This window comes from Mammaliicoccus sp. J-M40, from assembly GCF_022386395.1.
Taxonomy (GTDB): Bacteria; Bacillota; Bacilli; order Staphylococcales; family Staphylococcaceae; genus Mammaliicoccus; species Mammaliicoccus lentus.
In genome coordinates this window covers 27,984-54,445 of record NZ_JAJNIQ010000001.1, presented here as the reverse complement: position 1 = coordinate 54,445, position 26,462 = coordinate 27,984, and the positions used below count along the sequence as shown (strand labels likewise).

The window sequence follows — 26,462 nt, the reverse complement described above, 5'->3', positions numbered from 1 at the left end:
TTATGGCTCAGTTTTTTGTTCACATAAATTCATCCAATTTTGTAGTTCGATTAAAGTTTCTTTTTCTGTTTGAGGTCTAAAAACGTGACCTTCCCCTTGTTTATAAATCGTTTTGTGAAAGACGGTTTCTTTTATTAAATGTTGTTCTAAGTGGTAAGCCATTTCTATTCCTACTTGAGCATCCTCATCTCCATGAATAATTAATATAGGCGGGCTGTCTTCATGAATCATTTTAAGGGCATCACGCCTTTCATAAGCTTCCGGTTGCTTCTTGGGGTGACCTACCATACGACGCAGCATTCCTCTCAAATCAACACGTTCTTTATACATCATAAGCATATCTGTTACCCCGCCCCATATAATATAACTAGATGCTTTTACTTTTTGATACGTAAGCAGACCTTGTATTCCACCTCTTGAAAAACCTATCATATGAATAGGTGCTTCTGGATATTTTGATTTTAAAATATTAATGCCGGTAATAACATCATTTAAATCATCACCACAAAACTCATCTCTTCCTTCGCTACCGTTACTTCCTCGATAATATGGTGCAAAAACAAGTGTATTTGGATTTTTAAATTGAGCCATTCTACCTGGTCGAACTCTACCTACTTGACCCTTACCACCTCTTAAATAAACAACAATGCGTTTCACTTTGGCATGGGGAGTCATGAGCAAGCCTCTCACTTTTAAGTCATCTACTGAATAAGTAACTTCTTCAGTGCAATGATTGTTAAAAAATATAGGCATTCTTTTTCTATTTAAGAAATCCAAGTTCATACACCCTTTCTAAACATGTTAATATTGCTTTATCTTTAAGTAAAAAACTTTTATCTTCTTCGTTGACTTCATTTATATTATCTACAATTATAGGACCATACGTCTCTAAATAATCATTTTTTTCGAATATTTCTTCAACATTAACAATATATACATCTTTATCAAATGGAATTTTATCATGGACGATATATGAGGCAATAAACATGGCACACTTAGCTTTAGCGCCCGTTTCTTCGTATAATTCTCGAATAACTGCTTCTTTATTCTTTTCATTTTTTTCAACTTTTCCACCAGGTAACTCTATACCTCTTATTTTATGGTGTGTTAGAACAATTTGATTGTTATATATAGGTATCGCTAATACATGCTTTGCATGTTGGGCTTCTATTTGTTCTTTAAATTGTAGATCAACAAACAATCCATTTGGATCTTTATAACGCATGATACACGACCTCTTTCATTGATTATGATAAACTGTATATATATTTTATTAGAAAGGTAGAAACTATTGAAAAAGTTAATTTTTACAACCCTTGTTATGACAATTACTCTTATTCTAGCAAGTTGTAGTCAACAAGGTCAAAATAATTATAAAGATAGCTCAGATGCTATTGAATCTTTCCAGAAAAACATTAAGAAAATTGATACTCATTCAATTCATTCTAAAAATGTAACGACGGTTGATTATCAAGATAAAAAGGTAAAATTGAATCAAGAATCGCACGGTCGTACTAATCACCACGATAAGCTAGCTTTCAATATCGAACAAGAAAGTAATAGTAAAGCATTTAAAACGATGAACAAAAGTATATATGTTGACTCAAACAAACTCAAATCTTCACCTAAATCTAATTACTTAAATTATCATACACAAAATGCAGAAGTTGATTATTATCAAAAACTTGGTCAAGATTGGTTTGATTTAACAACATTTAACCAAAGTTTACTAAAACCTATTGAAGATGATATCAATTTAGAAGATAGAACATTGTCTTACGAAGGTACAGGTAAAGTTATGAAATACTTATATGATTTTGGTTATAGCCAATCACCTTTAATTGACCAAAATTCATTAAGTAATATAAGTGATTTAAAAATTAAAAAAGGTAACTTTAAATTATCATTCCAAAAGAATAAAAGCTTGCCTAAACAGCTTACATTTGACATAGAAGCTACTGGAAAAATTAAAAATGAGAATATTAAAATCCACATGAAACAAACGACAGATTTCTATAAATTTAACAGCACAGATGTGAAGCCATATAAAAATTTAACAAACAATCAATATAAATAGGAGCTTAGCAATGAAAAAATTATTTATTAAGCTAATTCGATTATATCAAAGATATATTTCGCCTCTTACGCCTCCAACATGTCGCTTTCATCCGACATGTTCTAATTACGCTATAGAAGCAATTTCCGAATACGGCGTTCTCAAAGGAACTTGGTTGGCTATTAAAAGAATACTAAAGTGCCATCCATTTCACCCAGGCGGTTTTGATCCAGTACCACCTAAAAAAGACCATAAACATTAATATTTATATATTATAAGTCCAGTTAGCTGCTGTAAAAATACTAATTAAGTCTGAGACCTTTCTACATCTCAGACTTAATTTTTTTTAATTTATTATATATAACAACAGGCGGTGAATATAACAAGCTTTGATTTATTAACTTTGAAGATGTATAGACAAAGTCATCTTCAAAATAATAATCACTTGGCGTTATATCACTTGGTAAATCACTATATTGTGCCAAATATGCTGTGAAATAACTACTTAAACCAAATTCATACATACCACCTATAACGACTTTCAATTGATTTTCTTTACAATATTGTATAATTTCTAAAGCTTTGTCTATTCCACCTACTCTTGATGGTTTAATAACAACACCATCAATTACGTTTGATTCTCGAAACTTTTGTATCATTTCTAAACTTGTAGCAGACTCATCAATAAAAACAGGTATTTCTAATTTATTAGTTACTTCTTTGTATTGTTTAAGTTCTTTAAATGGTTGTTCTATATAAATAAAATTTTCATCATAAAAACTATTTAGCACTTTTATAATATCTGTATTTAAAACACCATTCGCATCGATTGCTCTTTTAACTTCAGGATAATTCATCTTCAAATATTTCATATCCTCTTTTATATTATCATTCCATTTTACTTTGATGCGCGATGGCAATCGACCGTTGTAGCTTTTAAAATATTCTTGAAGGTTCCCACTAATTGTTGCACCATAATCTACTTCTATCTCTTGTAACTTATGAAATTTTTGAAAGAATATCATAGACATGACGCTTCTTGCATTGGGATAGTCGTTTAAAGACTCTAATGATAAACTAGCTTTATCATAACTATCAAGTTGGTTGTATTTATTATTTTCATACCATATGGTTAAAATATTTTGAACAGATTGTATCGTCTCGTAATGGTACCAATTAGTAGAAAAAGCATTACATTCACCGTAAAAAGTATTTCCTTCATAATCTTTCCATTCAACTACTAATACTTCCCTACTATCAAGTTCAATTAAAGGCGTTTTAATGGGAATCTTAAATTCAGCAGTAAACGTATAAAAGTTCATTTCATTTCCTAACATAATCTACCCACGCCTTTACTTTATGTCTAGATAACTTGCCCGTCGAAGTTCTTGGAATTTCTTTAATTTTATAAAAATGTTTAGGATGTTTATACTTGGCTAAATGATTATTTAACAAGTTGATCAATTCCACATCTTTAATTTGTTTAGATGATTCATATACAAGTGCAGGAACTTGCCCCCATTTTTCATCTTCTACCGGAACGGCTACACAATTAATGATGTCTATATGGTTTAACACAACATGTTCAATTTCAAATGGATATATATTTTCGCCACCACTTATGATTAAATCTTTTCTCCGATCATAAATAAAAATAAATCCTTCGTCATTAATAGAACCAATATCCCCCGTTTTAAAATATCCATTTATAAAATCTTCTTCAGGATTATTAGATGTTAAATAACCATTCATTACATTTTCACCCAATACAGCTACTTCCCCGTGGCCTTGATCATTACTATTTATAATTTTCAACTTAACATTTGAAGGTACTTTTCCTACAGTTTCTGGTTCCTCTTTCAACATATCAGGACTTGCTGTAACGAATTGAGAACACGTTTCTGTCATACCAAATGAATTATATATAGGTAACAATCTACTTAAAGACTCTTTAATAAGTGAAGGAGATAATTTTGCCCCTCCTAATAATATTTTTTCTAAATTGTATGGTTGGTCTAAATTTGATTCCATTAACCATTGCAAAGTTTGAGGTACGAGTGATATATGAGTTATATTATTGTTTTTTATAAGATTCATTACACGATTTGTCTCAAATTTCGGTTCAATGATTATCGTAAAACCAAAGATTAAACTTCTAATCAATACACTTAGGCCTGATATATGATAAATAGGTAACACTGAAAGCCACCGAGTTGATTCACCAAAACCTAAGCTTTCTTTACAACCAAGTGCACTATAATAATGATTGTTAAATGTTTGAGGAACAGCTTTAGCAGGTCCTGTTGTGCCAGAAGTGAACATAATTGTGGCAATTTTATTTATATTAAATGGCTTAATTTCATATACTTCGTTTCGCCCTTCAATATCATTTATATTGATTACTTTTTGATTTATTTTTAAATCTTGATAACTTAAAATTGTTTGAACATCTATGCAGTTTAATTGGTTTTCAATTTCTTTAGCAGTTAATTTCGTATTGATCATAACAAGCTCAACATTTTCCAACCATGCACCTATAATAAGTGCAGCATGATGGATATCATTTTTAATATATAAAGCTAATCTTTCAAGATTTAACTCATTCAAAAATTGCGCATATTTTTTTGCATCTTTTAATAATTCTTTATAAGTTAAAATGTTTTCTCCTTGCTGAATCGCTATTTTATGAGGTGTTTTAATTACACGTTCCTCAATCCAATGTCTCATTTGTTATTTGACCTCCTTACAACAATATATATTATACCTATAAATTAGTGGTAACACATAAAAAAAGCTTAAATATGTATGGATAAAAACATGAATGTTGCATGACAAGCCCCACGTGCAACATAGTATCTCTGTCAACTACTGCCAATACAAAAAGAAAGTCTGGGACAATTATTTATGTCCTAGACTCCCAATAAAAAATTATGCAGTTTTTAAAGCTCTTTTTTTAGATAATGCTTGCTCTAATATTAAGAATATTAAACCAATAATTGTTAGGAACGGCGCAACTAATGCTAAATTTTCTGTTCCTAATTGGCTCACAACTACACCACCAATAGCTGCACCTAATGCATTCCCGATATTAAACGCTGATTGGTTTAACGTACTTGCTAGCATCGGAGCATCTTGAGAGACAATTGTACTCTTAAATTGTAATGACGGACTCATACTAAATCCAATCAAACCAAATACAAATATTCCTACTACCATTAGCACGCTATAGTTTTGAATGTAATACATTAAGAATATATAGATAGGAAATATAACGAATATAATTTGTAAGGCTTTGTTTAAGTTCCAATCTGCCAATCTTCCACCAATAATATTACCTAATGTAACCCCTACACCAAAGATAATTAAAACAAATGATATCCAACGTTCTTCAATATTAGAAACATTAATCAATATTTGTGAAATGTAAGTGAAGTAAGCAAATACACTACTAAATCCAAATAGTGTCACACCTAAAGTTAGCCATAATTTTAAATCTTTTAACACATTCAATTCATTCTTAATCGAAATTGGTTGTGTTTCTTCTTGATTTGGAACATATTTGATAATCCCTATAAGTGTAAATAAGCCTAAAACACTTATAACAACAAATGTCATTTTCCAGCCTAATAATTGACCAATAAATGTCCCGAATGGTACACCGATAATATTACTTAATGTTAATCCCATAAACATTAAAGCCATAGCACTTGCTCTTTTATGAGGTGCTACCATATTTGCTGCGAATAATGATCCTATTCCAAAGAATGACCCATGAGCTAAAGCAGCTATAACCCTACTAATCATAAGTGAACCATAGTTAGGGGCGAAACTACCAATACCATTACCTATTATAAATATAGCCATTAATAAAATAAGCAAGTTCTTTCTAGGTAATTTATAAGTTGCTAGTACGATAATTGGTCCACCTATTGCTACACTCAGAGCATACCCTGTAATAAGTTGACCCGCATCAGATACAGAAACATTTAAGTCTCTCGCAATGTTTGGTAAAAGTCCCATAATTACAAACTCTGTCATACCAATTGCAAAAGCTCCTAAACTTAATATCCAAATCGCTAAAGGATATTTTTTCATTTATAGTCACTCCTTAATCATATTATTTTAATCAGATTTATCTATGATAGTACTTTTACAAAATTAAAACAAGAGTATATTTAATATTTCTCAAAATAAAAAAGTTGAGAAAATATTCTCAACTTTTAAAATATTTATTTACTTGTTTGTGTTAATCCATCCAATTGCTATTGTTTCATATCCCGTGTGTACACTTGCCACTGGTACAAGAGGTTCAACTGATACTTGAATATTTCTATTCAATGTAAGAATACGCTCTTTCCAAATATGTGCTTCTTTTTCATTACCAGCATGCAATACACCAATTCTTTCAACACCTTTAGCGATTGCTTCATCAATATGACGCACTAAATAAGCTTCTATCTTCTTCATACCTCGAGACTTAACTTCTAAATCGATTTTCCCATGTTCAAGTTTCAATAAAAGTTTAATATTCAATAAACTACTTAATAAATATTTACTATTTGTTACGCGACCACTATTTTTTAACTGCTGTAAATTTCTAGGCAATAAATATAGTTCACTTGAGTCTTTATAAGATTCTAATTGATTAACAATTTCATCAAATGAACACCCGTCTTCAGCAAGTTTTCTACCCTGTTCTAATAAATCTTTCTGTGGAAAACTTCCCGTGCCGCTATCGATTACATGTATTTCCATCGGGAATGTCTGTGCAGTAGATAACGAAGAATTATAAGTACCAGATAAAGCGCTAGAAGGATGTATTGCTATAACATGCGTATAACCTTCTTCTTGAATATGTTGGTATGTTTCAATAAAATCTTGTGGCGTTGGTTGAGCAGTTTTTGCACCATTCCCATTTTCTTTTAACATTTCAAAAAATACATTTGAACTTTCAAATTCCGTATCTTTATATGGTTTTCCATCGATAATTGTTGATAAAGAAACAACAAACACATCTTTGCTATCAACATTATCATCAATATAAGTTGTAGTATCTATTAACCAAGCTAATTTCATACTTCCTCCAAAAAAACGCATCACTATCACGCTGTTTATTTAAGTTAATGGTATATCCCACTATCTCATCTTCATTTTTACCACAAAACCTATAAATTAACAATTAAAAATGTATGCCATAAATTTTTATGATTATACAATAAAATACATTTTATAATATCAATATATCTTTTATAATTATATTAATCGAATAACACCTATTTTTACAATTTCATTAAAAATTATTAATTATATTAATATATAAAGAGAGAGGTGCATAATTCTTTTTTAAAGATTTCATAGTCCCACCTCGACAAGGATGACTAGAATTATAAAAAGCTTTGTATAAGCACATTTTCAATCCGGTCAGCTACTGCCAATATAACAAACGAGCCTTAGTCATAAATGTCCTAAAAAACCTAAAATACTATTATTAGTTGGATTAATGACGGGGTAAATCCAATAAGAGTGTGTGTAGTTGTATTAATGAAGCAGAAAATCCAATAAAGGTGTGGGTACTTGGATTATTGTAGGAGTAAATCCAATAAAAACGTGTGTAGTTGGATTAATGAGGTAGAAAATCCAATAAAAGTATGGTTAATTGGATTATTGTCATCGTTAATCCAATAAGAATATGTGTACTTGGATTATTGTTGGAGTAAATCCAATAAAGTATGTGTACTTGGATTATTGTAGGAGTAAATCCAATAAAAGTATGTGTAGTTGGATTAATGAAGCAGAAAGTCCAATAAAGGTGTGTGTACTTGGATTACTGTAGGAGTAAATCCAATAAGAGTATGGTTAATTGGATTAATGAGGTACTAAATCTAATAAGGAGCCACTACTTGGATTTATATAACGCTTAATCCAACAACAATATCAACTCTTGCTTTTTGATCAATCCAAAAAAAGAGCTAAGGTTTTATGTCCATAGCTCTTTTTCTTATATTTATTTCTATTAAGTCAAGCCTGCACGAACAAAATGGAAGATTATATAAAAATAACATCTCATTTCTAACTGAATAAACAGTGAAATGAGATGTTATTTTGAGTTAGGATTTATGTCCCAGACTTTTTATTCATTATTTATTTAAAAGTTCTTTCTTAAAGAAATCAGATTGTTTTTCTAAAGAAATAGGATCTGAATACAAGAATTCATTAATTGAGTAATAAATGACATGGTCATTTTTAATTGCGTCAGTATTTTTCCAAACGTTACTCTTAGTAAATGCATTATTAGGAGCTTTGCCATCTTGAGTCGGCACTAATAGGTAATCGCCAGTGTACTTTTGGAAATCTTCTTGTGAAACTTCCATGTATCTTTCCTTAGGAATATCTTTCTTAGCATCTGAATCTTGTTTCAAGCCATAACCATTATATATGACATCACTACCTCTACCAAATCCAGGGCCGAACAAATACATAAGTTTAGGTTGGATATCCATAATCGTATAAGTATTATCTTCCCCTAGTTTCTCTTTAACTTCCTTACCATCATCTTTCATTTTCTTATCTAAATCTTTAATCTGTTGTTTTGCATCATCTTCTTTACCAACTAACTTGCCAATATCTTCATGCATATCTTTATAAGTTAAATCCTTAACTCTAAACGATACAGTTGGTGCTATTTTTTTCAATTTATTTATATTTTTATTCTCAGCATATGCAATAATTAAATCAGGCTTCAATTTAGCAACAGCTTCAGGATCTTCAGGATCTACCTTTTTAATATCATCTTGTTTTAAGAACTTTGAATCAGGATATACATTAGTAATTGCTATAGGTTCAACACCTAATTTTTTAAAATTACCATAACTAGCAGTTAAATCTACAATTCTTTTAGGTTTATTAGGAACCTTAATTTTATTACCATCTTGGTCAGTATATGTAACTTCCTTACTATCACTACTATCTTTGGAATCTTTACTATCATTATTGCCACACGCAGCTAACAAGAATACTAAACATGCCATAAATAAAAATAAATATCTTTTCAATTTTTACACTCCTTTATTGAGAATCTTTATCAATTATACTATTAATTTAGAATTCTACAATATAAAATTGTAAAAAAGATATATTATTCATATTTTGATTAACTAAATAATTTATAAAAGTAAAAAAAGAAACCCTAATGTACAGGGTTTTAAATATTAAAATAAAGTATATTATTTATCTTTGTTTGAATAATCATCAAAATATGGATGTACTACTGTTTTTGTTTTTTCTTCTGCTTGAGTGTATATTTCAATTGTAAATTCTCCTGGTGACTTAAAGTAAAATGTATATGAACCATGTGCTAAAGCTGGTTCCCACACTTCAAAACCGTCTTCTTTGAGTGTCTCATATATTCTGTCTACACTTTCTTCATCTTCCTGTGGAAAGCCTATATGGAACGTATCTGGATAACTTGCATTTTCATCTTTTATTAAATTGAATAATAAACCATCATCGTCATTTAATGCTGCAAACATATTTCCAGCGGAAGCAATACATTTTAAACCAAAATATTTTTCTAAAAATTCCTTTGTCGTCACAACATCTTTAACTGCTATATTTATATGATTAAGTTTCATTTTTTTACCTCTTTCTCTTCTTTTGAATTCTGAATTTGAGTTTCTAATAACTCTGTAAATCCTCCTAAAAAACTTTTAATTGTTTCTAATTCTTGTTCATTATAGTTAGAGCTTAATCCTAGCAAATTCTTATTTAAATCTGAAAAAACCTCTTGAACTTCAACTTTTTGTTCATATTGTGGAACGATAATAACTTTACGGCGATCTTCAGGATGCCTTTCTCTTCTCACGTAGCCTACTTTTTCTAATCTATCTACTAATGAAGTAACACTTCCAGTTGTTAATCCTACTTTATTAGCCAACTCGCCTGCTGTGATAGGCCCAGTCTCTCGTAATAAATCTATCGAAGTAAAGTCATGACTGTAAACTTTCAATAATTCAGAAACACGTTGTTGATATAATACAATGCGTGTTCCTAAACCTCTCACCAGAGAAACTAATTCTTCATCAGAATTAGTTATTTCATCTTTATTATTTTCTTTCAAAAGTGCACCTCCTTTTATCTTGATAATCAAGATACTTTGTTGTCTAACTAACTTAACACGTGTGATTTTATATTGCAATGAATTCTGTTTACACACCACTTTCTAAAATTATTTAAAAAGTAAAAAAGACCTTACCTAGCGTTAACTAAGTAAGATCTTTAAGTATGAAATATCTTAAAAGATAGTTATCAATGAATATTGAATATCCCCTAAAATGTATTAACTATAGTAATTTTAGTTCAGTATATAACAATATGTTGCATTAATTCATATTTGCTTTAATCCAATTATATATTTCATCGTTTATCGATATGTATGTAATTTTTCCTTCTCTTGGCCCACTTAAAACACCTAATGTGTGTCCATCTTTATTAAGCAGCGGACCTCCTGATTGTCCAGGATAAGTTTCTAAATCCGTCTCAACGAAGTATTTTGAAGACCCTATTATTTTACCTACATCTCCCCATTGACTTACACCTTCTTCTTCTTCTTTAAAGCCTGGATATCCTACAGAAGAAACTTGTGTGCCTACTTTTTATTTGAATCTTTCGTCTCCATAGACACTGGAGGAACAACATCACCTATATGTTGATTATTTTTATTAGGTTTTACCTTTATTAACGCAATATCATAACTCCAGCGAGTATTTTGATCTAACCAACCTTCATGTATGATGATGTCTTTTGATTCAAATACACCATACGGTTTTTCATCTTTATTTTGACCAGGCGTTATTTTTACTTTAGTAGCCTTGCCAGCGATGTCATGTTTATAGAGACAATGAGACGCTGTTAAAACTGTATCTTTAGAAATAACAGTCCCTGTACAACCCGTATGCTTAACTTTCTCTATCTCCCCATTATAGTTTCCAAAATCTATATTTAATTTTGTTACAGATTGATTGACTGGTGATACTAAATTAAGTTCTGCTTTTGCTTGTCCAGACATAAAGCCTGAAGCAAGTAGCATTGTAATTATAGTGCTCAAAAATAATGTTTTTTTCATTTTTTCTCCTTCTCTCTCTTTTGATGTATAATTTTTGATATGCAAACATTATTATATACTGAATTTTATCATACTAAATTTTCAATAAATATTCCATATATTTCAAGTTAAAATTCTAATAAATTTTAAAATATACAAAAAACACCACAATGTTACCTTATTAACATTGCAGTGTCTTAAAAATATTGTAAATATATAGTTTATAGAAAAGAACTCCATTAACTTTTTTTAATAAAGTATAAAAAACGTAATAAAACAGTTCATATTATTAAATAAATCTATTCCAGTTAAATTCATCAGTAAAAAATTAAGAGGTTCTAATATTTCAATCCCCTCGATATTCACTATCGTTTATTTCATGAACAAAAAAAGAGCAAGGTCAACGTGTCAGAGAATTATTCTCTTGACACTTTTTTGACACTTGCTCTTTATAAATTTCCTTCAAATAATGAAGAAAGCTAGTAATATCAACGTCTTGGAGTTGTTGATAATTAAGGTACAAACGGAGAGTGAGGGATTCGAACCCTCGAGACGCTTGTGACGCCTACACACTTTCCAGGCGTGCTCCTTCGGCCAACTCGGACAACTCTCCACATAAAAAAATCAGAAGCGATATTTCACCTCTGATTATATGACCCCTACGGGACTCGAACCCGTGTTACCGCCGTGAAAGGGCGGTGTCTTAACCGCTTGACCAAGGGGCCTTATGGCTCCACAGGTAGGATTCGAACCTACGACCGATCGGTTAACAGCCGATAGCTCTACCACTGAGCTACTGTGGAATAATAATGGAGCGGGTGATCGGAATCGAACCGACATCATCAGCTTGGAAGGCTGAGGTTTTACCACTAAACTACACCCGCGTAGTAAAAATTTATATGGGGCGACTGATGGGAATCGAACCCACGAATGTCGGAACCACAATCCGATGCGTTAACCACTTCGCCACAATCGCCATACTTGTAAAAAAGTATGGCTCAGGACGGAATCGAACCGCCGACACAAGGATTTTCAGTCCTTTGCTCTACCGACTGAGCTACTGAGCCAAATTTATAAATGGCGGTCCCGACGGGAATCGAACCCGCGATCTCCTGCGTGACAGGCAGGCATGTTAACCGCTACACCACGGGACCATCATTGAAAAAAAGTAATTGCGGGAGGCGGATTTGAACCACCGACCTTCGGGTTATGAGCCCGACGAGCTACCGAACTGCTCCATCCCGCTTTAATATTAAATAAATCGGCTACCCTTTTAATATAACACAATTATTAATACTATGTCAAGAAAATATTAAAATTATTTTATTTAAAATGGTGACCCCTACGGGACTCGAACCCGTGTTACCGCCGTGAAAGGGCGGTGTCTTAACCGCTTGACCAAGGGGCCTCTCCATGAGAACTACTTTATTATATATAGAAATATAGAAAAGGTCAATGCTATTTCTTTACTTTCTTTAATAAAAAACAAGTACTTTTAACATCTTCGATACAATTTTCACTAAAGGGAAAAATAGACTTGATTTTTAAAGATTTTTTAAAGATAAAGCTAAAAATTATAATGTGAATTACATAAAAATATAGCCTTATCTTTAAATATAAATCCTTAATTAATTTAAATAATTTATCATTTTATCACTTGCATTTTTCGCCATTTGAACACAATCTGGTAAACCTACCGCATCAAATGATGCTCCTGTAAGAATTAAATTGTTATAATTATCTTCAATATGTTTTTGAATATGACGAATACGATCAATATGCCCTACTTCATATTGCGGCATACTATTAGGTAATTTCGTTACAATGAAGAATTCAGGTTCACCTTTAATCGTCATAATTTTATTTAAATCATTTAGTGCTACTTGTTTAAGTTGTTCTTCATCTTTATGATGAATAATATTTGACCCAGGCTTACCTACATAACCTCTTAGTAATACTTTGCCTTCAGGCGTCGTATGTGGCCATTTTTTATTAGTCCATGTGCACGCAGTTATAGCAGTATCGCTCGTTCTAGCTATTACAAAACCAGTGCCATCTTTATCATTAAGTACTTGTTCTTTATCAAAAGCCATCACAACTGTAGCAACACTTGTAGAAGGCATATAATTGAAATAATCTAATTCTATATCATCTTGGAACCACTTCACAAAATGTTGGTGTGGCGTTGTTACAATGACACCATCATAATGATGATTTTTACCATTAACTGTGACAACTGTTTTTTTGCCTTTTTGTTTAACATTTTGAACTTCTGAATTTAAATTTATTTTTACATTTCTATCTTCAAGGTTATCTTTTAATGTATTAACGAAAGATTCCAAACCATGTTTGAATTGTTTGAACTGCCCTTTAGGTTTTACAGTAACATTTTGATTCGCTTTATTTTTTGCTTTTTGTGCAATCATACCTTTGATGAGACTACCTTCTTGTTCTTCTTGCTCTTTAAAATGTGGGAAAGTAGTTTTCAAACTTAATTTATCAATGTCTGCACCGTAAATTCCAGACATTAACGGTTCAATTAAATTTTCAAGTACTTCATTTCCTAGTCGGTGTCTAAAAAAGTGACCTATTGATATATCAGTATGCATTGGTTTAACTGGCAAGAAATAATCTAACCCAGCTCTAGCTTTAGCGAGTGGAGATATTAATTGGGTTTTTAAAAATGGTTTTATTTCTGTAGGAATACCCATAATAGAACCACCTGGTATAGGATATAGCTTGTTATGACTGTATATATAAGATTGACCTGTTTTGTTTGTTACTAAATCATCAGCAATCCCTATTTCTTCTGCTAGTTCTGTCATAATAGTTTTTCTACCGAGATATGATTCTGGTCCTAATTCTATTGTATATCCATCTTTACGGTAAGTTTTAATTTTACCGCCAACTCTATCTGATTGTTCATAAACATCTATTTTTAAATCTGAATCTTCTTTTCTTAAATAATGGGCAGCAGATAACCCAGTTATCCCTGCCCCAATTATTGCAATTCGTTTTGACATATTTCACACTTCTTTCTTCTTCGAGAATCGAATTAGAATTTTTTATTTATTGCGGAAACCATAGCCTCAATGAATTTTGGATCGATATTCGGCATAGGCGGTCTATGATAATTTACGCCTAATTCATCACATACTACTTTACATTCATAGTCATTATCATATAAAACTTCTAAATGTTCACATACAAATCCTACTGGCGTATATATAAAGTGCTTATAACCTTTTTCATTATATAAATCACGTGTTAAATCTTGAACATCTGGTCCTAACCAAGGTTCACCTGTCTGTCCTTCAGATTGCCAACCTACTGAAACATGTTTAATATCTGATTCTTCAGCTAAAATACGAGCTGTTTCTTCTAGTTGATCTGGATAAGGATCATTAGCTTTTTTAATTTTTTCCGGTAAACTATGCGCTGAAACGATAAGTACAGTTTCATCATGACTTTCTTTAGGAATCATTTGTAACGTATCGTTAATCATTGTAGTCCAATATTCAATAAATGCTGGTTCATTATAAAATTGTTCAACATGATGTAGTTTAATACCATATTTATCCGCTTCTTCTTGAGCACGTTTATTATAGCTACCTACTGAGAAGTTTGAATAATGTGGAGCCAATACGATTGTAACAGCCTCATCAATTCCATCTTTATTCATTTGTTCAACTGCATCTTCAATGAAAGGATTGATATGTTTTAGGCCGATATAAAGTTGGAATTCTACATCTTTATAATTTTCATTTAAAGCTCCTTGTAAACTTTCAGCTTGCTTTTTAGTTGTACCCGCTAAAGGTGAAATACCACCAATTGCTTTGTAACGGCTTTTCAAATCTTCAATTTGTTCATCTGAAGGTTTGCGCCCACGTCTAATATGTGTGTAATAAGGCACGATATCACTTTCTTCATAAGGTGTACCGTATGCCATAACTAATAATCCTATTTTTTTACTCATTTTCCTTACTCCCTCTAATAAAATTAAAGCTATTTAATGTGATTACTGTTTTGATTTATATTCTGCTGAATAATCATGTACAAATTTTGCTACGCGTTGTAATGTAGATGGTTGAACTTCTGGAAATACACCATGACCTAAATTAAAGATATAGTTATCATTCATTAAGCCTTGATCTAATATTTGTTTTAATTTATCTTCTATTATTTCCCATGGAGCCATTAATACAGCTGGGTCTAAATTACCTTGTAGCGCTTTTGTTATACCTTTTGCTCTTGCTTCTTTAATTTGTAAACGCCAATCTAAACCAATTACATCTATAGGTAATTGATTCCACTCTTCAATTAAATGACTAGCTCCTACTCCAAATGTTGTAACCGGTACATTTTTCTCTTTAATTGCGCTGAAAATTTTATTCATAGATGGTCGAATAAAGTAATGATAGTCTTCAGCATTTAAAGCCCCTACCCATGAATCAAACACTTGAATCATCTTACAACCTGCATCTATTTGTGCATGTGTATAGCGTATAGACATATCTGCTAACATATCCATCAATTTAAACCATGCTTCAGGTTGCTGATACATAAACGCTTTTGTTTTATTATAATTTTTTGAAGGTCCACCTTCAATCATATAGCTCGCTAAAGTGAAAGGCGCACCTGTAAATCCTATTAAAGGAACATTTAATTGTTCTTGAGTTAATATCTTGATAGTGTCTAAGACATATTTAACATCTTCTTCAGGATTAATTTCTCCTAATTTGTTTATGTCTGAAATGTCCTTAATAGGATTATGAATAACTGGACCTATTCCAGCCTTGATTTCTACATCTACACCAATACCAGTTAATGGCGTCATTATATCCTTATATAAAATTGCTGCGTCCGTATTGTATTGATCAACAGGCAATTTTGTAACATAAGCACATAACTCAGGTTGATGTGTAATTTCAAATAAAGAATATTTTTCTTTAATCTTTCTATATTCAGGTTGAGATCTCCCTGCTTGTCTCATAAACCATACTGGTGTATGCGTTGTTTTTTCTCCTCTTGTTGCCTTTAAAATTGTATCGTTAAACGGTACACTCATTTATTTCACCTCATTATAATCATTACAATCTATTCTAACATATTCTGTTATAAACACATCATTGTGTGAAAAAAGTCATAAATTATACAAAACATTCAGATATATGTTTTATTTTACCGCTTACATGTTTATAATTTAATTAAAGAGATAGGGGGTAAAAAATTATGAACTTTTATATAACAACAGGAACATATCATTTTCTTCAAAACATAATGAAGAAGCATCCAAACGAAAATATTCATCATTATACTAGACAAGATACTACAGTTCTTATTCACGAAACAAATGGTGAATCTGTATTTGCACAACCAAGAGAATATAGTGTTATCGAATCTCGAGGTGAGTTTTATGACCATGAGTTCATAGCAGCAAGCTACATTCCTGTTTCAGAAGAAATGAGACATCGATTTGAAAATCATTATACTAATATCGATAGTGAGTTCGACAGATTTGAAGGTTTTGAATCCTTTAGATTATTACGTCCTAAAAAAGGTGATACTTACATGATTCTTTTAGGTTACGATTCTAATGAATCTTATGAAGACTTTACGAAGTCAGCATTTTTCGCTGAATATTTCTCAAGAGAAGCAACACGAAAATTCTCTGGTACAGAACAATATTCAACTGCTAACTATACGAAATATTGGTATAGACCTGAAGATGACGAATAAAAATAATAAGAGTCTGTGACATAATCAATGTCACAGACTCTTTTGTTATATTGGCGGTAACTGACTAGATTGAAAATGCAATTATATAAAACTTTTTTCAATCCTAGTCATTCTGTTCCGTTCCTTTTTTAATCTCTTAATAGTTCTTGATGTTTTTTTATTTTTTTAATAGAGGAATCGATAGTTAACCAACCTACAATGAAGAATATTATAAAGAAATATGATGTCGTAACAAATTTCACTATATAAATAATTGATAATATAGCACCTAGTACCCACATCATAGATATTAAAAATTGATGATAACCTTTAATGACTTTACCTTCATTTACTGGCCATACTTGTGGCCATAGTCCATACGCTTGTTGTTTATAAAACTGCGATAATTGTAAAATGAGTAAGTACATAATAAGTGCGCCTAATATTGCCGAAATAATAGCCTGATCAATCCACCATATAAGTATTAGTCCTATAATAAGAAATCTCAATACAATAAAGAATGCATCTTTCCCTCTCGCAAAACTTCTTATAAATAGAAATTTGTACATATAATTTTCATTGAACTTCTTAGAAGATGGTATTCTTAAGAATAAATCTAAATACTTTCTTCGAACTGTTCTTTCATTTAATACTTTCACATCTGTGAACATATTTACAAGCTTATAATAATTCATCTTATGATTATACTCAATTGCTATTAATGTTTCCCATTGATAGAAAGTTCCTCTATTAATACTCTCCATTAAAATGACTAATGAAATTAGTACTAATATTGTCGTAATTCCTGAAAATAGCCCTACTTTTAACGTTATAAAATAACCACTGGCATAAACAATGAATAATAATATGTTTGCCCCCCATACTTCAAGACCATACTTTAACCAAAACCATTTAATAATGAGCCCCATTAAAGGATAAATAAAACTTAATACTATAACCGTAATGTATAAATAAAATTTACTCCCTAATAATTCATAAAATAATGGAAACCCTACAATTAATACGATTATAGGTAGAAACAATCTATTGATATAACTATATATTATTGCTTTTTTGATATAAACACTTAAATGTTTTTCAAATGGTAATAAATATAACTTATCCGCTTCTCTGAAAAGTGTTCTAAGTGGAAATATAGAAACAACTGCTAAAATTACGCTTAATATCAACCTATAATTTATATTTTGTGGTATATCTTGTAGCCAATTACTATAACCTAAAGCAAACGCACCAAGCATAATTGTTAAAAATATAAGAAAGTGACCGTTAAATATAAATTTATTATAATTTAACTTCTCAATTAACTCTTCTTTTTGTCTTGTATTAAATAAACTTTTAGCATCATACATATGTCTCACCTTGTGTTAAATGAATATAAATATCATCCAAAGTAGCATTTGTAAGTCCTGTCTTTTCCCTTAATTCATCTAAGTTTCCCATCGCGATGAGTTTACCTTTATGCAATATAATAAAACGATCACAATATCTTTCAGCAGTTGCTAATATGTGAGTAGACATTAACACTGATGCACCTTGATTTCGTCTTTCAACAATAAGATCTAACATAGTTTGAATACCTAGAGGGTCCAGTCCTAAAAATGGTTCGTCGATAATATATTGTGCTGGTTCAACTAAAAATGCACATACAATCATGACCTTTTGTTTCATACCTTTAGAAAAATGTATTGGGAATACTTTCAATTCATTTTCTAGTCTTAATCTTTTTAATAACGGCATCACTCTATCTAGTGCTGTTTTCTTATCAATTCCATATGCCATAGCAGTCATATAAATATGTTCTTCTAATGTTAATTCATCATATAATACTGGACTTTCCGGTATATATGTAAGATTTCTTCTATATGATTCTATATCAGATTTTATATCAATATTATTAACAGACATCTCACCTTGTTGTGGTGTCAATAATCCTAATAAGTGTTTAATAGTAGTACTTTTCCCTGCTCCATTTAAACCGATAAGCCCTACTACTTCATTAGCTTTACATTCGAATGAGATATCATGGATGACAGCTTTCTTGCCATAGCCGCCTGTTAAATTATTCACTTTAATTGCCATGTGAACACACCTCCAAAATACATTGTAGCATGTTCTTATTGTTTCGTTCATCAAATATTATCTTAATCTAATGAGAAGAAACTTTGAGCATGATATAATAAACATAATATTTACATAGGAGATGATAACATGTCAGAAACAATATTCAGCAAAATAATCGACGGAGAAATTCCTTCATTTAAAATTTATGAAAATGAACACGTGTATGCATTTTTAGATATTTCACAAGTTACTAAAGGTCATACGTTATTAATTCCGAAAAAAGCTTCACCAAATATTTATGAAACAGATGCAGAAACGATGAAACATATTTCTGAGGCGTTACCAATTGTTGCTAATGCCATTAAAAAAGCATTTAATCCTGATGGCTTGAACATTATTCAAAATAACGGTGAGTTTGCTTCACAATCTGTATATCATATACACTTCCACCTTATTCCAAGATATAAAGATGATATCGATGGATTTGGCTACATTTGGGAAACAAATGAAGATAAATTAGACGATGCTAAAAAAGAAGAAATTGCAAAAGCTATCCAATCACAATTTTAATAATTGTGCTTATCTCTTCTTTAAATGGGTAAGTAAATAACTAAGAGTACTAAGGAGGAAAAATTATGAAATTTACAAGATTCGCTTTAGGTGTAGGTGTTGGACTTGCAACTGGTTTTGCAACAGCAATACTTAACACTGATCGTTCAGGTGATGCTTTACGCACAGATTTAAAATCAACTGCTGATGGATCAAAAGTTCAAATAAATGAAATTAAAGATAACGTAGCAGAAATTAAAGAATATGTTTTAAAAACTAAAGATGAAAGTCAAATAGCTATTCAATCATTAAGTGAAGAAATAAAAACGATGATTAGTCAATTTAAGGCTGATATCGATCCGAATATTGATCGCATTCAAAAAAATATTGAAAATATAAGTAATCGTGGTAATGAAATTCAAAAAGAAATTCAAAATACGAAACTACCATTTCTAAAAAAATAGAAAACATGTTAAAATTATTATATTATTAAAGTGTTACATCTTAGCATGATACATAAGTATCATGCTTTTATTTTACAAATAAAGGGGAGATTGTTATGACGAATGAACGGGATATGATAGAGAAAATGTTATTCACTCATAAAGTTTCACAATTATCGAAAGCTTTATGGAAAACAATCGAAAAGGATTGGCAACAATGGATAAAACCTTTTGATTTAAACATCAATGAACATCATATTTTAATTATTATAAGAAGCTTAGATGAAGCAACTATTTCAGAAGTTAGTAAATACGGTGTTATGCACGTTTCTACAGTATTTAATTTTGCTAAAAACTTAGAAAAACGTGGGTATTTAACAATGCCTAAAAGCCAACACGATAAAAGAACTACTTATTTAGAGTTAACTGATAAAGGATTGTCAGTATTACGTAAAACTTATTTTAGTTATTCAAATGACACAAACAGACTATATGATATAGCTACTGATTATGAGAAAGTTATGTTCAATATGCCAGAATTTACCGATGTTAAATATATCGTTGGTCAAATTTATGGTAGTGACTTTATTAAACATATTGAAGATAACCACGAACAACTTAAAAAATATCTACTTGACGAACAATCAGAAGATGATGCATAATATCAAGATAATTATATCTGAGAAGGTGACATACTTATGTTTCTATGTTCTAAATCCATCAATATACAATCTCGGTATGGACTACAGAGAATTGTATTAATTAGTACTTTAGTTTCATTTTTAACATTTATCGTCACTTACGAAATATTCATGTATTTACAAATTCAACCATTAAAGGACGATAAGTTTATTTTATTCTTATTCGTCCTTTGCTTAATTTATCCAATTCATAAATTTTTGCACCTGATTGTACTCATTTATTATCGTAAGTCATTTAAGATGAATAAAACGACTAAAGCAAAACGTGGTCTACCATTATATAATATACGTGTAGATCAACCAGTAAATAAGATTGTATTTTGTTGTGCACTTATATGCCCTATTGTAACCATAACTGCACTTTCTATTTTTCTAATCAATATCATCCCTCAATATGGACATTATATTTTATTTATTATGTCAGTTAATATAGGTATATCTATTATAGATTTACTTTATTTAAAAATTATATTGTTTACTAAAAAAGGGACTTATATAGAAGAAAGAAAGAATGGCATCGAGTTGTTAACAAAACGTTCACTAAATACAGAACATTTATAGGATATTTTTTGTAATCAATTTCCTAAATGTGCTATATTTATCATTGTATTCTTACAAAAGGAGTTCTAATTTATGAAATCAATTAAAAAATTAGTGTTACCCGTAACACTTTCAGCATCAGTTTTAACATTAGGTGCCTGTGGTAATGGTTCAGATAATTCAGGCGAAACTTTAATCGAAACAAAAGCTGGCGATGTATCATCTCAAGACGTATTAGATAAAATGGGTAGCGATGAAGTCGCTCAAAATGCTTTTCAAATTGTTCTTAACAAAGTCTTAAAAGATAAATACGAGGACAAAGTTGACACTAAAAAATTAGATAAACAAGTTGATAAGCAAATTGAACAATATGGTGGCAAGAAGAAATTCGAAGAAGCATTGCAACAAGAGAAACCTGGTGCAACTTTAAAAGACTTCAAGGAATCACAAAAAACTTCTAAATATCAAGAAGAATTTATTAACGATTCTATAAAAGTTTCTGATAAAGAAATTGAAGAAAATGCTAAAAAAGGCTCTCATATATTAATAAAAGTTAAATCTGAAGATTCTAAAGATGGCTTAAGTGATAAAGAAGCTAAGAAAAAAGCAGACGATTTACTTAAAAAAATCAAAGATAACCCAGATGACTTCGATAAAATAGCTAAGGAAGAAACACAAGACGAAGGTACAAAAGATAAAAATGGTTCATTAGGATTTGTACTTAAAGGTCAAATGGATGAAGCATTTGAAAAATCATTATTTAAACTTAAAGACGGAGAAATTTCTGATGTCGTGAAATCTCAATATGGTTACCATATAATTAGAGCTGACAAAGGCGAAGCTAGTAAAAAACAAAAAGAAAGCCTAAAAGAACAATACCGTCAAATGAAAATTCAAAAAGAACCAAAACTTATCATTAATGCATACAAGAAATTATTAGATGAGTACAAAGTAGACTACAAAGATAAAGATATTAAAAAATCAATCGAAGATAATATCTTAAATGCTAAAGCTCTACAACAGCAACAAATGCAAGCTGCACAACAACAAACGGCTCAATAAATAAAACTACTAAATCCGGCTGGGACATAAATACATGTCTCAGCCTTTTTTATTATAATGAGATTTTTATCCCACCCCCATTTTTTATATGAAGTGTCGCTTTATGTTGCACGTGGACCTTCTCTTGCAATATTCCACGTGCTTTACCTCATAAAAAAGAGTCTGAGACATTAATAATTGTCTCAGACTCTTTTTTTTGTATTGGCAGTAGCTGGCTGGTATGAAAATGCGCTTATAACAATCTTTTTTCATACCTAGTCATCCTTGCCGGGGGTGGGACTACGAAATCTTTTTAATAAAATGAGATTTCTGTCCCACTCCCTATTTCTCGTTATATTAATCTAAAGTTTCAGGTTTATAGAACTGTCTATTTTCTAATGCAAAAATACGTTCTGTAAATTGTCCTTTTTCTACTTTTTTAAGATGTTTTTCAAACATCATCATTCTCGCATCTAAATTATCAATGAAGTGAAGAACTTCTGCTTCTTTGACCATTGGCAGTTTAGGCGATCCATATTCTAATTTACCATGATGACTTAAGACAAGATGTCTAAGTAACATAACTTCTTCGCCTTCTATATTATGTTCCTTTGCAACTTGAGATATTTCATCACTAATAATTGAAATATGTCCTAATAAATTACCTTCCACTGTATAAGTTGTAGCTACTGGCCCTGAAAGTTCTTTAACTTTTCCTAAATCATGCAAAATAATGCCACTGTATAATAAACTACGATTTAAAATAGGATATATATCACATAAGGCTTTTGCCTGTCTCAACATCGTTACAACATGATAACTTAGTCCAGATACAAAGTTATGATGGTGTGAGCTCGCTGCTGGGAAAGTGAAGTAATCTTTTTGGTATTTTTTTAGTAAAATACGTGTGATTCTTTGTAATTTAGCATTTTCAATATCTAATACATATGTCATGATTTCATCTGACATTTCTTCAATTGTTAGAGGTGCTGCTTCTAAAAAGTTTTCTAATTTTACATTGTCTTCTTCAGTAGCTACTCTAAACTTATTTACTTTCATTTGTTTACGTCCACGGTAATCTATAACATCACCTTTAACGCGAATAACTGTTTCTGGAACAAGTTGTTTTATGTCTTCATTAGTGACAGTCCACACTTTTGCTTCGATATCTCCGCTTTTATCTTTTAAATAAAGTGTCATATATGGCTTACCTTGTGCTGTTACGCCTTGAGTTGCACGATGTATTAAGAAGTAATGATCAACCGAATCTCCTGGCTTTAGTGTTTCTATCGTTCTCATTAATTCTTGCCTCCTTCTATTTTTGTCAGAGTTATTGTTTGTTTTTGTGGAACAGAATTATCTTTATTACACGTAAAGTATAACACTTGTATATCTTTAGACATTGACATTAAATATTTAATCATTATTTCTTTACGTTGTTTATCAAAATGAACAAATGCATCGTCAACAATAATTGGAAACGGATAATATTTGTGTAACGACTTAATTAAGCTAAATCTTAAAGCAATATACAATAACTCTTTAGTTGATTGGCTTAATTCAGTTGGATGGAATATTTGACCATTCTCATGCCTTACACTCACCGTTTGTTCATCATATATAACTTGATTATATCTACCTTCTGTTAATGTTTTTAAGATATCCGTGGCATCTTTCACTACAAATGGTAAACGTTTATCTTTAATTTGTTTAATATGAGCTTCAACTAAGCTTTGTAAATAACTTAAAGCTGCCCAATCTTTTGCTGTTTCGTTCACTTTTTCTTTTAATAAATGATATTCATGTCTTAAATTAGATAATGTTTCATCTGTTTCCATCTGGTTAATTTTTGCGGTTAAATCACTAATTTCAGCTTGTACTGATAAATATTTATCATTATATTCATCGACTTGATGTTCTAATTGAGTTCTTTCATTTTCTAAATCTGTTTTCGTCATATAACTAAGTTGCGTATTTTTGTCGTAATCATAGTTTTGATTACTTAAATAGTTTGTTAATTGAGAAAATCTATTTAAATTCTCATGGTACGTTACATACTCTTTATGATGACGATAATAAGATTCTTCATCTTGTACATTAATATAATCGAACAGAGTCTGTATAACATTATTATTTTCTTCTAATCTTTCGTTTAAAGCGTTAATTTCATTTGTGAGTAAAGCTTGTTGTTCGATATTTCTCGCTTTAATATTAGATTCTTTTTGTTGTTCGTCTAGAGTTTGTTTGACGTCATGGAATAAAGAGATTTCTTGATAATGAATACCAGCATGACTGACAATACTATCAGCTTCTCTGTAAAATGCATTTATTGTTTCTTCTTTTTCATTTCTTATTTTAGATAGCCTATCTATTTCGATTCTGTTTTGTTTAATTTTCTTAATTGTATTTAGAGCATCATTTAATAACTGAGAAGATAATTGATTTGAAACGTGTAGACTTGATTTTGTTTCCTCAATCGCTCGTTCTTTTTTCGCTATGATATCTTCCACTTTTTCTAATTCTTTAGTTAGTTCTGCTTGCTTTGTAGCAAGTATTTCTTGTGATTGATAATAACGATCTAATTCTTGTCTTATTTTTGTTTGTTCTTCTAAATTAAAGTCCAAACTATAAAACTGTTTAAGCTGAGACACCTTCTCCTCAAGTTCATCAATTTCTCTTGAAAATGCTTCATCATGATCTAACTCTTTTGTTTTAATGAAAAATGATAGTACAAGAAGTAATAAACCAACAACGGCAAATATACCACAAAATACAAATTGAGATATAACAAATGCATATATTGCTATCGCAACAAACAGAATTCCACCAATTACTGAGCCTAAACGATATTGTTTTGTTCTTTTCTCATTTTCTTCTTTTTGCTTTTTAAAACTGTCTTCCATCTTTTGATAGAGTGAACGTTTTTCCCCGAGCTCTAAAGCCTTTTGATTATATACTTTCTTTTGTTCATAATTTTCATCTGAAACTAAGTCATTGTGTAATCTTTCGATGCTATGATTATAACGCTCTTGTTCAATATCTTGTTGGTTCATCGCACGTTTAATTTGTTCACGTTCAGCGATATTTTCATCTTTAATTCTATTTAATTCAGCAATATGTGTTTTCATTGCTTCAGATGTGTCTACAGATAAATATTCTTCATCCCAGCCAATATCTTGACGTAGTAACGTATTATCACGTTCTGTATCTTCAATTTGTTTATTTAACTGCTTTAATTCTTGATGTCTTTCTTTAATATCAGTTTCTCTTTGACGAATGCTATTTAATGCCTTTTCATCACGTTCTGACATCACTTTGACTTGATTTAATGTATGATTTACTTGTGTAAGTTTTTCATTTCGTAAAGTTAAATCTCGCTTAATACTTTCTTTAGCTCTAATAGCGGATTCATAACGCTCTATCCCCTGCTCAGGGAATGTATATGGTTCGATGTTTAATTTTGTTTCTAAATCTTTCCATTCAGCTACATCTTTATGTAAAGATATTTCTTTTTCTTTACTAGATAAACGATTTGTAAGATTACCTAAATTATCTTTTAGTTGGTTTAACCTTCTAGATACTTTATCTTTTTCATCTTGTAACCGTTCATATTCCGCCATTTTCTTTTCTTCGTTTTTAATTTTTATTTCTATATCATTTAACTGTTCAAGTTGAACGTTTAAAATTGGGTTTTTCCCATTTTTCTTATATAATGCATCTTTTTCTAACTGCATTAAATTACTCATACCAGTAAATTCTGTAGAACCTAAAGCACCAGCCTGTAATAAATACATTTGCAATTGATCTTCAGTTAAATTTTTATGAATGTCTTGTAATCCTAAAACATTAAATGAAAAAATACCTTGATATGTTTTTTTATTAATGAAATTTAGTTTTTGTTTAAGCCATTCTTCATCTTTAACTTTACCGTTTGGGAGATAAACTTTAACGTCTCCAGTAACACGACCTTTAACGCGTTCAACTTCTACACTTTGATCATCAAAATCTAGTTCTAATTTACCGCCGTATTGATTGCCTAATCGTGGCTCTAGTCTCGGTTCATTTTCTTTCTTTGTTGGAAACCCAAATAGAATAGAATGAATAAATGCTTGTATAGTGGATTTACCGGCTTCATTCTCTCCATAAATCTGCATAAAACTTTGGTCAAATTTAATTTTACGAGACATGAGTTGGCCATAGCCATAAATTTCTAATGATTTTAATTTCATCGC

At 30.6% G+C, this 26,462-nt stretch carries 25 protein-coding genes, 9 tRNA genes and 1 pseudogene; 8 read left to right on the top strand and 27 right to left on the bottom strand.

Going from position 1 to position 26,462, the window contains the following annotated elements:
- Entirely contained in the window at positions 1–777 is a 777-nt protein-coding gene (locus tag LQ688_RS00415) for an alpha/beta hydrolase family protein (protein ID WP_103269545.1), read from the bottom strand.
- A complete protein-coding gene (ytkD, locus tag LQ688_RS00410; RefSeq protein ID WP_103269544.1) occupies positions 761–1,225 on the bottom strand; it encodes an RNA deprotection pyrophosphohydrolase in 465 nt (154 codons plus the stop codon). The genes LQ688_RS00415 and ytkD overlap by 17 nt, the downstream gene beginning before the upstream one ends.
- A gap of 66 nt (positions 1,226–1,291) precedes the next feature.
- Between ytkD and LQ688_RS00405 the strand changes: the two genes are divergently transcribed.
- Together LQ688_RS00405 and yidD are read left to right on the top strand one after the other, a co-directional pair.
- On the top strand, positions 1,292–2,077 hold the full coding sequence (locus LQ688_RS00405; protein WP_103269543.1) for a hypothetical protein: 786 nt from the start codon (positions 1,292–1,294) through the stop codon (positions 2,075–2,077).
- 10 nt (positions 2,078–2,087) lie between these two features.
- The gene (gene yidD / locus LQ688_RS00400; RefSeq protein WP_064205391.1) at positions 2,088–2,318 is read left to right on the top strand and encodes a membrane protein insertion efficiency factor YidD; all 231 of its coding nucleotides are present in this window, start codon (positions 2,088–2,090) and stop codon (positions 2,316–2,318) included.
- Between the two features lie 61 nt (positions 2,319–2,379).
- Here yidD and menC read toward each other — a convergent pair whose 3' ends face one another.
- The 21 genes and pseudogenes from menC to hemE all read right to left on the bottom strand — a co-directional run bounded on the left by menC (position 2,380) and on the right by hemE (position 16,224).
- The gene (menC, locus tag LQ688_RS00395; protein WP_103269542.1) at positions 2,380–3,393 is read right to left on the bottom strand and encodes an o-succinylbenzoate synthase; all 1,014 of its coding nucleotides are present in this window, start codon (positions 3,391–3,393) and stop codon (positions 2,380–2,382) included.
- Complete coding sequence (menE, locus tag LQ688_RS00390) at positions 3,380–4,783, bottom strand: o-succinylbenzoate--CoA ligase (RefSeq protein ID WP_103269541.1); 1,404 nt, start codon at positions 4,781–4,783, stop codon at positions 3,380–3,382. The genes menC and menE overlap by 14 nt, the downstream gene beginning before the upstream one ends.
- A gap of 201 nt (positions 4,784–4,984) precedes the next feature.
- Positions 4,985–6,151 carry an MFS transporter gene (locus LQ688_RS00385; protein ID WP_064205394.1) on the bottom strand — a complete coding sequence of 389 codons (1,167 nt, stop codon included), beginning with the start codon at positions 6,149–6,151 and terminating at the stop codon, positions 4,985–4,987.
- 138 nt (positions 6,152–6,289) lie between these two features.
- Positions 6,290–7,132, bottom strand: coding sequence for a DegV family protein (locus LQ688_RS00380; protein ID WP_017001057.1), 843 nt, complete (start codon positions 7,130–7,132; stop codon positions 6,290–6,292).
- 1,061 nt (positions 7,133–8,193) lie between these two features.
- Positions 8,194–9,108 (bottom strand): ABC transporter substrate-binding protein, encoded by a 915-nt coding sequence (locus LQ688_RS00375; RefSeq protein ID WP_082892529.1) that lies wholly within the window; start codon positions 9,106–9,108, stop codon positions 8,194–8,196.
- A 171-nt stretch (positions 9,109–9,279) separates the two neighbouring features.
- Positions 9,280–9,687 carry a VOC family protein gene (locus LQ688_RS00370; RefSeq protein WP_103269540.1) on the bottom strand — a complete coding sequence of 136 codons (408 nt, stop codon included), beginning with the start codon at positions 9,685–9,687 and terminating at the stop codon, positions 9,280–9,282.
- Positions 9,684–10,172: a MarR family winged helix-turn-helix transcriptional regulator gene (locus LQ688_RS00365; RefSeq protein WP_064211352.1), complete on the bottom strand. Its 489-nt coding sequence runs from the start codon at positions 10,170–10,172 to the stop codon at positions 9,684–9,686. The genes LQ688_RS00370 and LQ688_RS00365 overlap by 4 nt, the downstream gene beginning before the upstream one ends.
- Positions 10,173–10,434: 262 nt before the next feature.
- Positions 10,435–10,644: pseudogene (locus LQ688_RS14110) on the bottom strand (hypothetical protein); the annotation flags it as partial.
- 56 nt (positions 10,645–10,700) lie between these two features.
- The gene (locus tag LQ688_RS00360; protein ID WP_103269539.1) at positions 10,701–11,177 is read right to left on the bottom strand and encodes a trypsin-like serine peptidase; all 477 of its coding nucleotides are present in this window, start codon (positions 11,175–11,177) and stop codon (positions 10,701–10,703) included.
- Between the two features lie 503 nt (positions 11,178–11,680).
- Positions 11,681–11,769 (bottom strand) — tRNA-Ser (locus LQ688_RS00355).
- Between the two features lie 40 nt (positions 11,770–11,809).
- Positions 11,810–11,881, bottom strand: a tRNA-Glu gene (locus LQ688_RS00350).
- A 3-nt stretch (positions 11,882–11,884) separates the two neighbouring features.
- Positions 11,885–11,959: transfer RNA gene (locus LQ688_RS00345), tRNA-Asn, on the bottom strand.
- Between the two features lie 7 nt (positions 11,960–11,966).
- Positions 11,967–12,040 (bottom strand) — tRNA-Gly (locus LQ688_RS00340).
- A gap of 16 nt (positions 12,041–12,056) precedes the next feature.
- Positions 12,057–12,132 (bottom strand) — tRNA-His (locus LQ688_RS00335).
- 18 nt (positions 12,133–12,150) lie between these two features.
- Positions 12,151–12,223: transfer RNA gene (locus tag LQ688_RS00330), tRNA-Phe, on the bottom strand.
- 11 nt (positions 12,224–12,234) lie between these two features.
- Positions 12,235–12,310: transfer RNA gene (locus tag LQ688_RS00325), tRNA-Asp, on the bottom strand.
- Positions 12,311–12,328: 18 nt separating this feature from the next.
- A tRNA-Met gene (locus tag LQ688_RS00320) sits at positions 12,329–12,402 on the bottom strand.
- Between the two features lie 87 nt (positions 12,403–12,489).
- Positions 12,490–12,564: transfer RNA gene (locus tag LQ688_RS00315), tRNA-Glu, on the bottom strand.
- Between the two features lie 220 nt (positions 12,565–12,784).
- On the bottom strand, positions 12,785–14,179 hold the full coding sequence (gene hemY / locus LQ688_RS00310) for a protoporphyrinogen oxidase (protein WP_103269538.1): 1,395 nt from the start codon (positions 14,177–14,179) through the stop codon (positions 12,785–12,787).
- A gap of 32 nt (positions 14,180–14,211) precedes the next feature.
- Positions 14,212–15,132: a ferrochelatase gene (gene hemH, locus LQ688_RS00305; RefSeq protein ID WP_017001051.1), complete on the bottom strand. Its 921-nt coding sequence runs from the start codon at positions 15,130–15,132 to the stop codon at positions 14,212–14,214.
- Between the two features lie 42 nt (positions 15,133–15,174).
- Positions 15,175–16,224, bottom strand: coding sequence for a uroporphyrinogen decarboxylase (gene hemE / locus LQ688_RS00300; RefSeq protein WP_103269537.1), 1,050 nt, complete (start codon positions 16,222–16,224; stop codon positions 15,175–15,177).
- Positions 16,225–16,388: 164 nt separating this feature from the next.
- Between hemE and LQ688_RS00295 the strand changes: the two genes are divergently transcribed.
- Positions 16,389–16,895, top strand: coding sequence for an antibiotic biosynthesis monooxygenase family protein (locus LQ688_RS00295; protein ID WP_103269536.1), 507 nt, complete (start codon positions 16,389–16,391; stop codon positions 16,893–16,895).
- A 128-nt stretch (positions 16,896–17,023) separates the two neighbouring features.
- Here LQ688_RS00295 and ecsB read toward each other — a convergent pair whose 3' ends face one another.
- Together ecsB and LQ688_RS00285 are read right to left on the bottom strand one after the other, a co-directional pair.
- On the bottom strand, positions 17,024–18,244 hold the full coding sequence (gene ecsB, locus LQ688_RS00290) for an ABC transporter permease EcsB (RefSeq protein ID WP_239723978.1): 1,221 nt from the start codon (positions 18,242–18,244) through the stop codon (positions 17,024–17,026).
- Positions 18,237–18,974 carry an ABC transporter ATP-binding protein gene (locus LQ688_RS00285; RefSeq protein WP_103269535.1) on the bottom strand — a complete coding sequence of 246 codons (738 nt, stop codon included), beginning with the start codon at positions 18,972–18,974 and terminating at the stop codon, positions 18,237–18,239. Before LQ688_RS00285 ends, ecsB begins: the two co-directional genes overlap by 8 nt.
- Positions 18,975–19,103: 129 nt before the next feature.
- Here LQ688_RS00285 and LQ688_RS00280 point away from each other — a divergent pair, with 129 nt between their 5' ends.
- The 5 genes from LQ688_RS00280 (at position 19,104) to LQ688_RS00260 (ending at position 22,251) form a co-directional block, all read left to right on the top strand.
- The gene (locus tag LQ688_RS00280; protein ID WP_017001046.1) at positions 19,104–19,526 is read left to right on the top strand and encodes an HIT family protein; all 423 of its coding nucleotides are present in this window, start codon (positions 19,104–19,106) and stop codon (positions 19,524–19,526) included.
- A gap of 65 nt (positions 19,527–19,591) precedes the next feature.
- A complete protein-coding gene (locus tag LQ688_RS00275) occupies positions 19,592–19,969 on the top strand; it encodes a YtxH domain-containing protein (protein ID WP_017001045.1) in 378 nt (125 codons plus the stop codon).
- Positions 19,970–20,064: 95 nt separating this feature from the next.
- Positions 20,065–20,610, top strand: a complete 546-nt coding sequence (locus LQ688_RS00270) for an HTH-type transcriptional regulator Hpr (RefSeq protein WP_017001044.1) — start codon at positions 20,065–20,067, stop codon at positions 20,608–20,610.
- Between the two features lie 36 nt (positions 20,611–20,646).
- Complete coding sequence (locus tag LQ688_RS00265; protein WP_017001043.1) at positions 20,647–21,210, top strand: DUF3267 domain-containing protein; 564 nt, start codon at positions 20,647–20,649, stop codon at positions 21,208–21,210.
- A 72-nt stretch (positions 21,211–21,282) separates the two neighbouring features.
- A complete protein-coding gene (locus LQ688_RS00260; RefSeq protein ID WP_017001042.1) occupies positions 21,283–22,251 on the top strand; it encodes a peptidylprolyl isomerase in 969 nt (322 codons plus the stop codon).
- Between the two features lie 336 nt (positions 22,252–22,587).
- Here the strand turns inward: LQ688_RS00260 and yhaM are convergent, their stop codons facing one another.
- Positions 22,588–23,529: a 3'-5' exoribonuclease YhaM gene (yhaM, locus tag LQ688_RS00255; protein ID WP_103269534.1), complete on the bottom strand. Its 942-nt coding sequence runs from the start codon at positions 23,527–23,529 to the stop codon at positions 22,588–22,590.
- Positions 23,529–26,459 carry an ATP-binding protein gene (locus LQ688_RS00250; RefSeq protein WP_239723976.1) on the bottom strand — a complete coding sequence of 977 codons (2,931 nt, stop codon included), beginning with the start codon at positions 26,457–26,459 and terminating at the stop codon, positions 23,529–23,531. Before LQ688_RS00250 ends, yhaM begins: the two co-directional genes overlap by 1 nt.
- Positions 26,460–26,462: the final 3 nt, after the last annotated feature.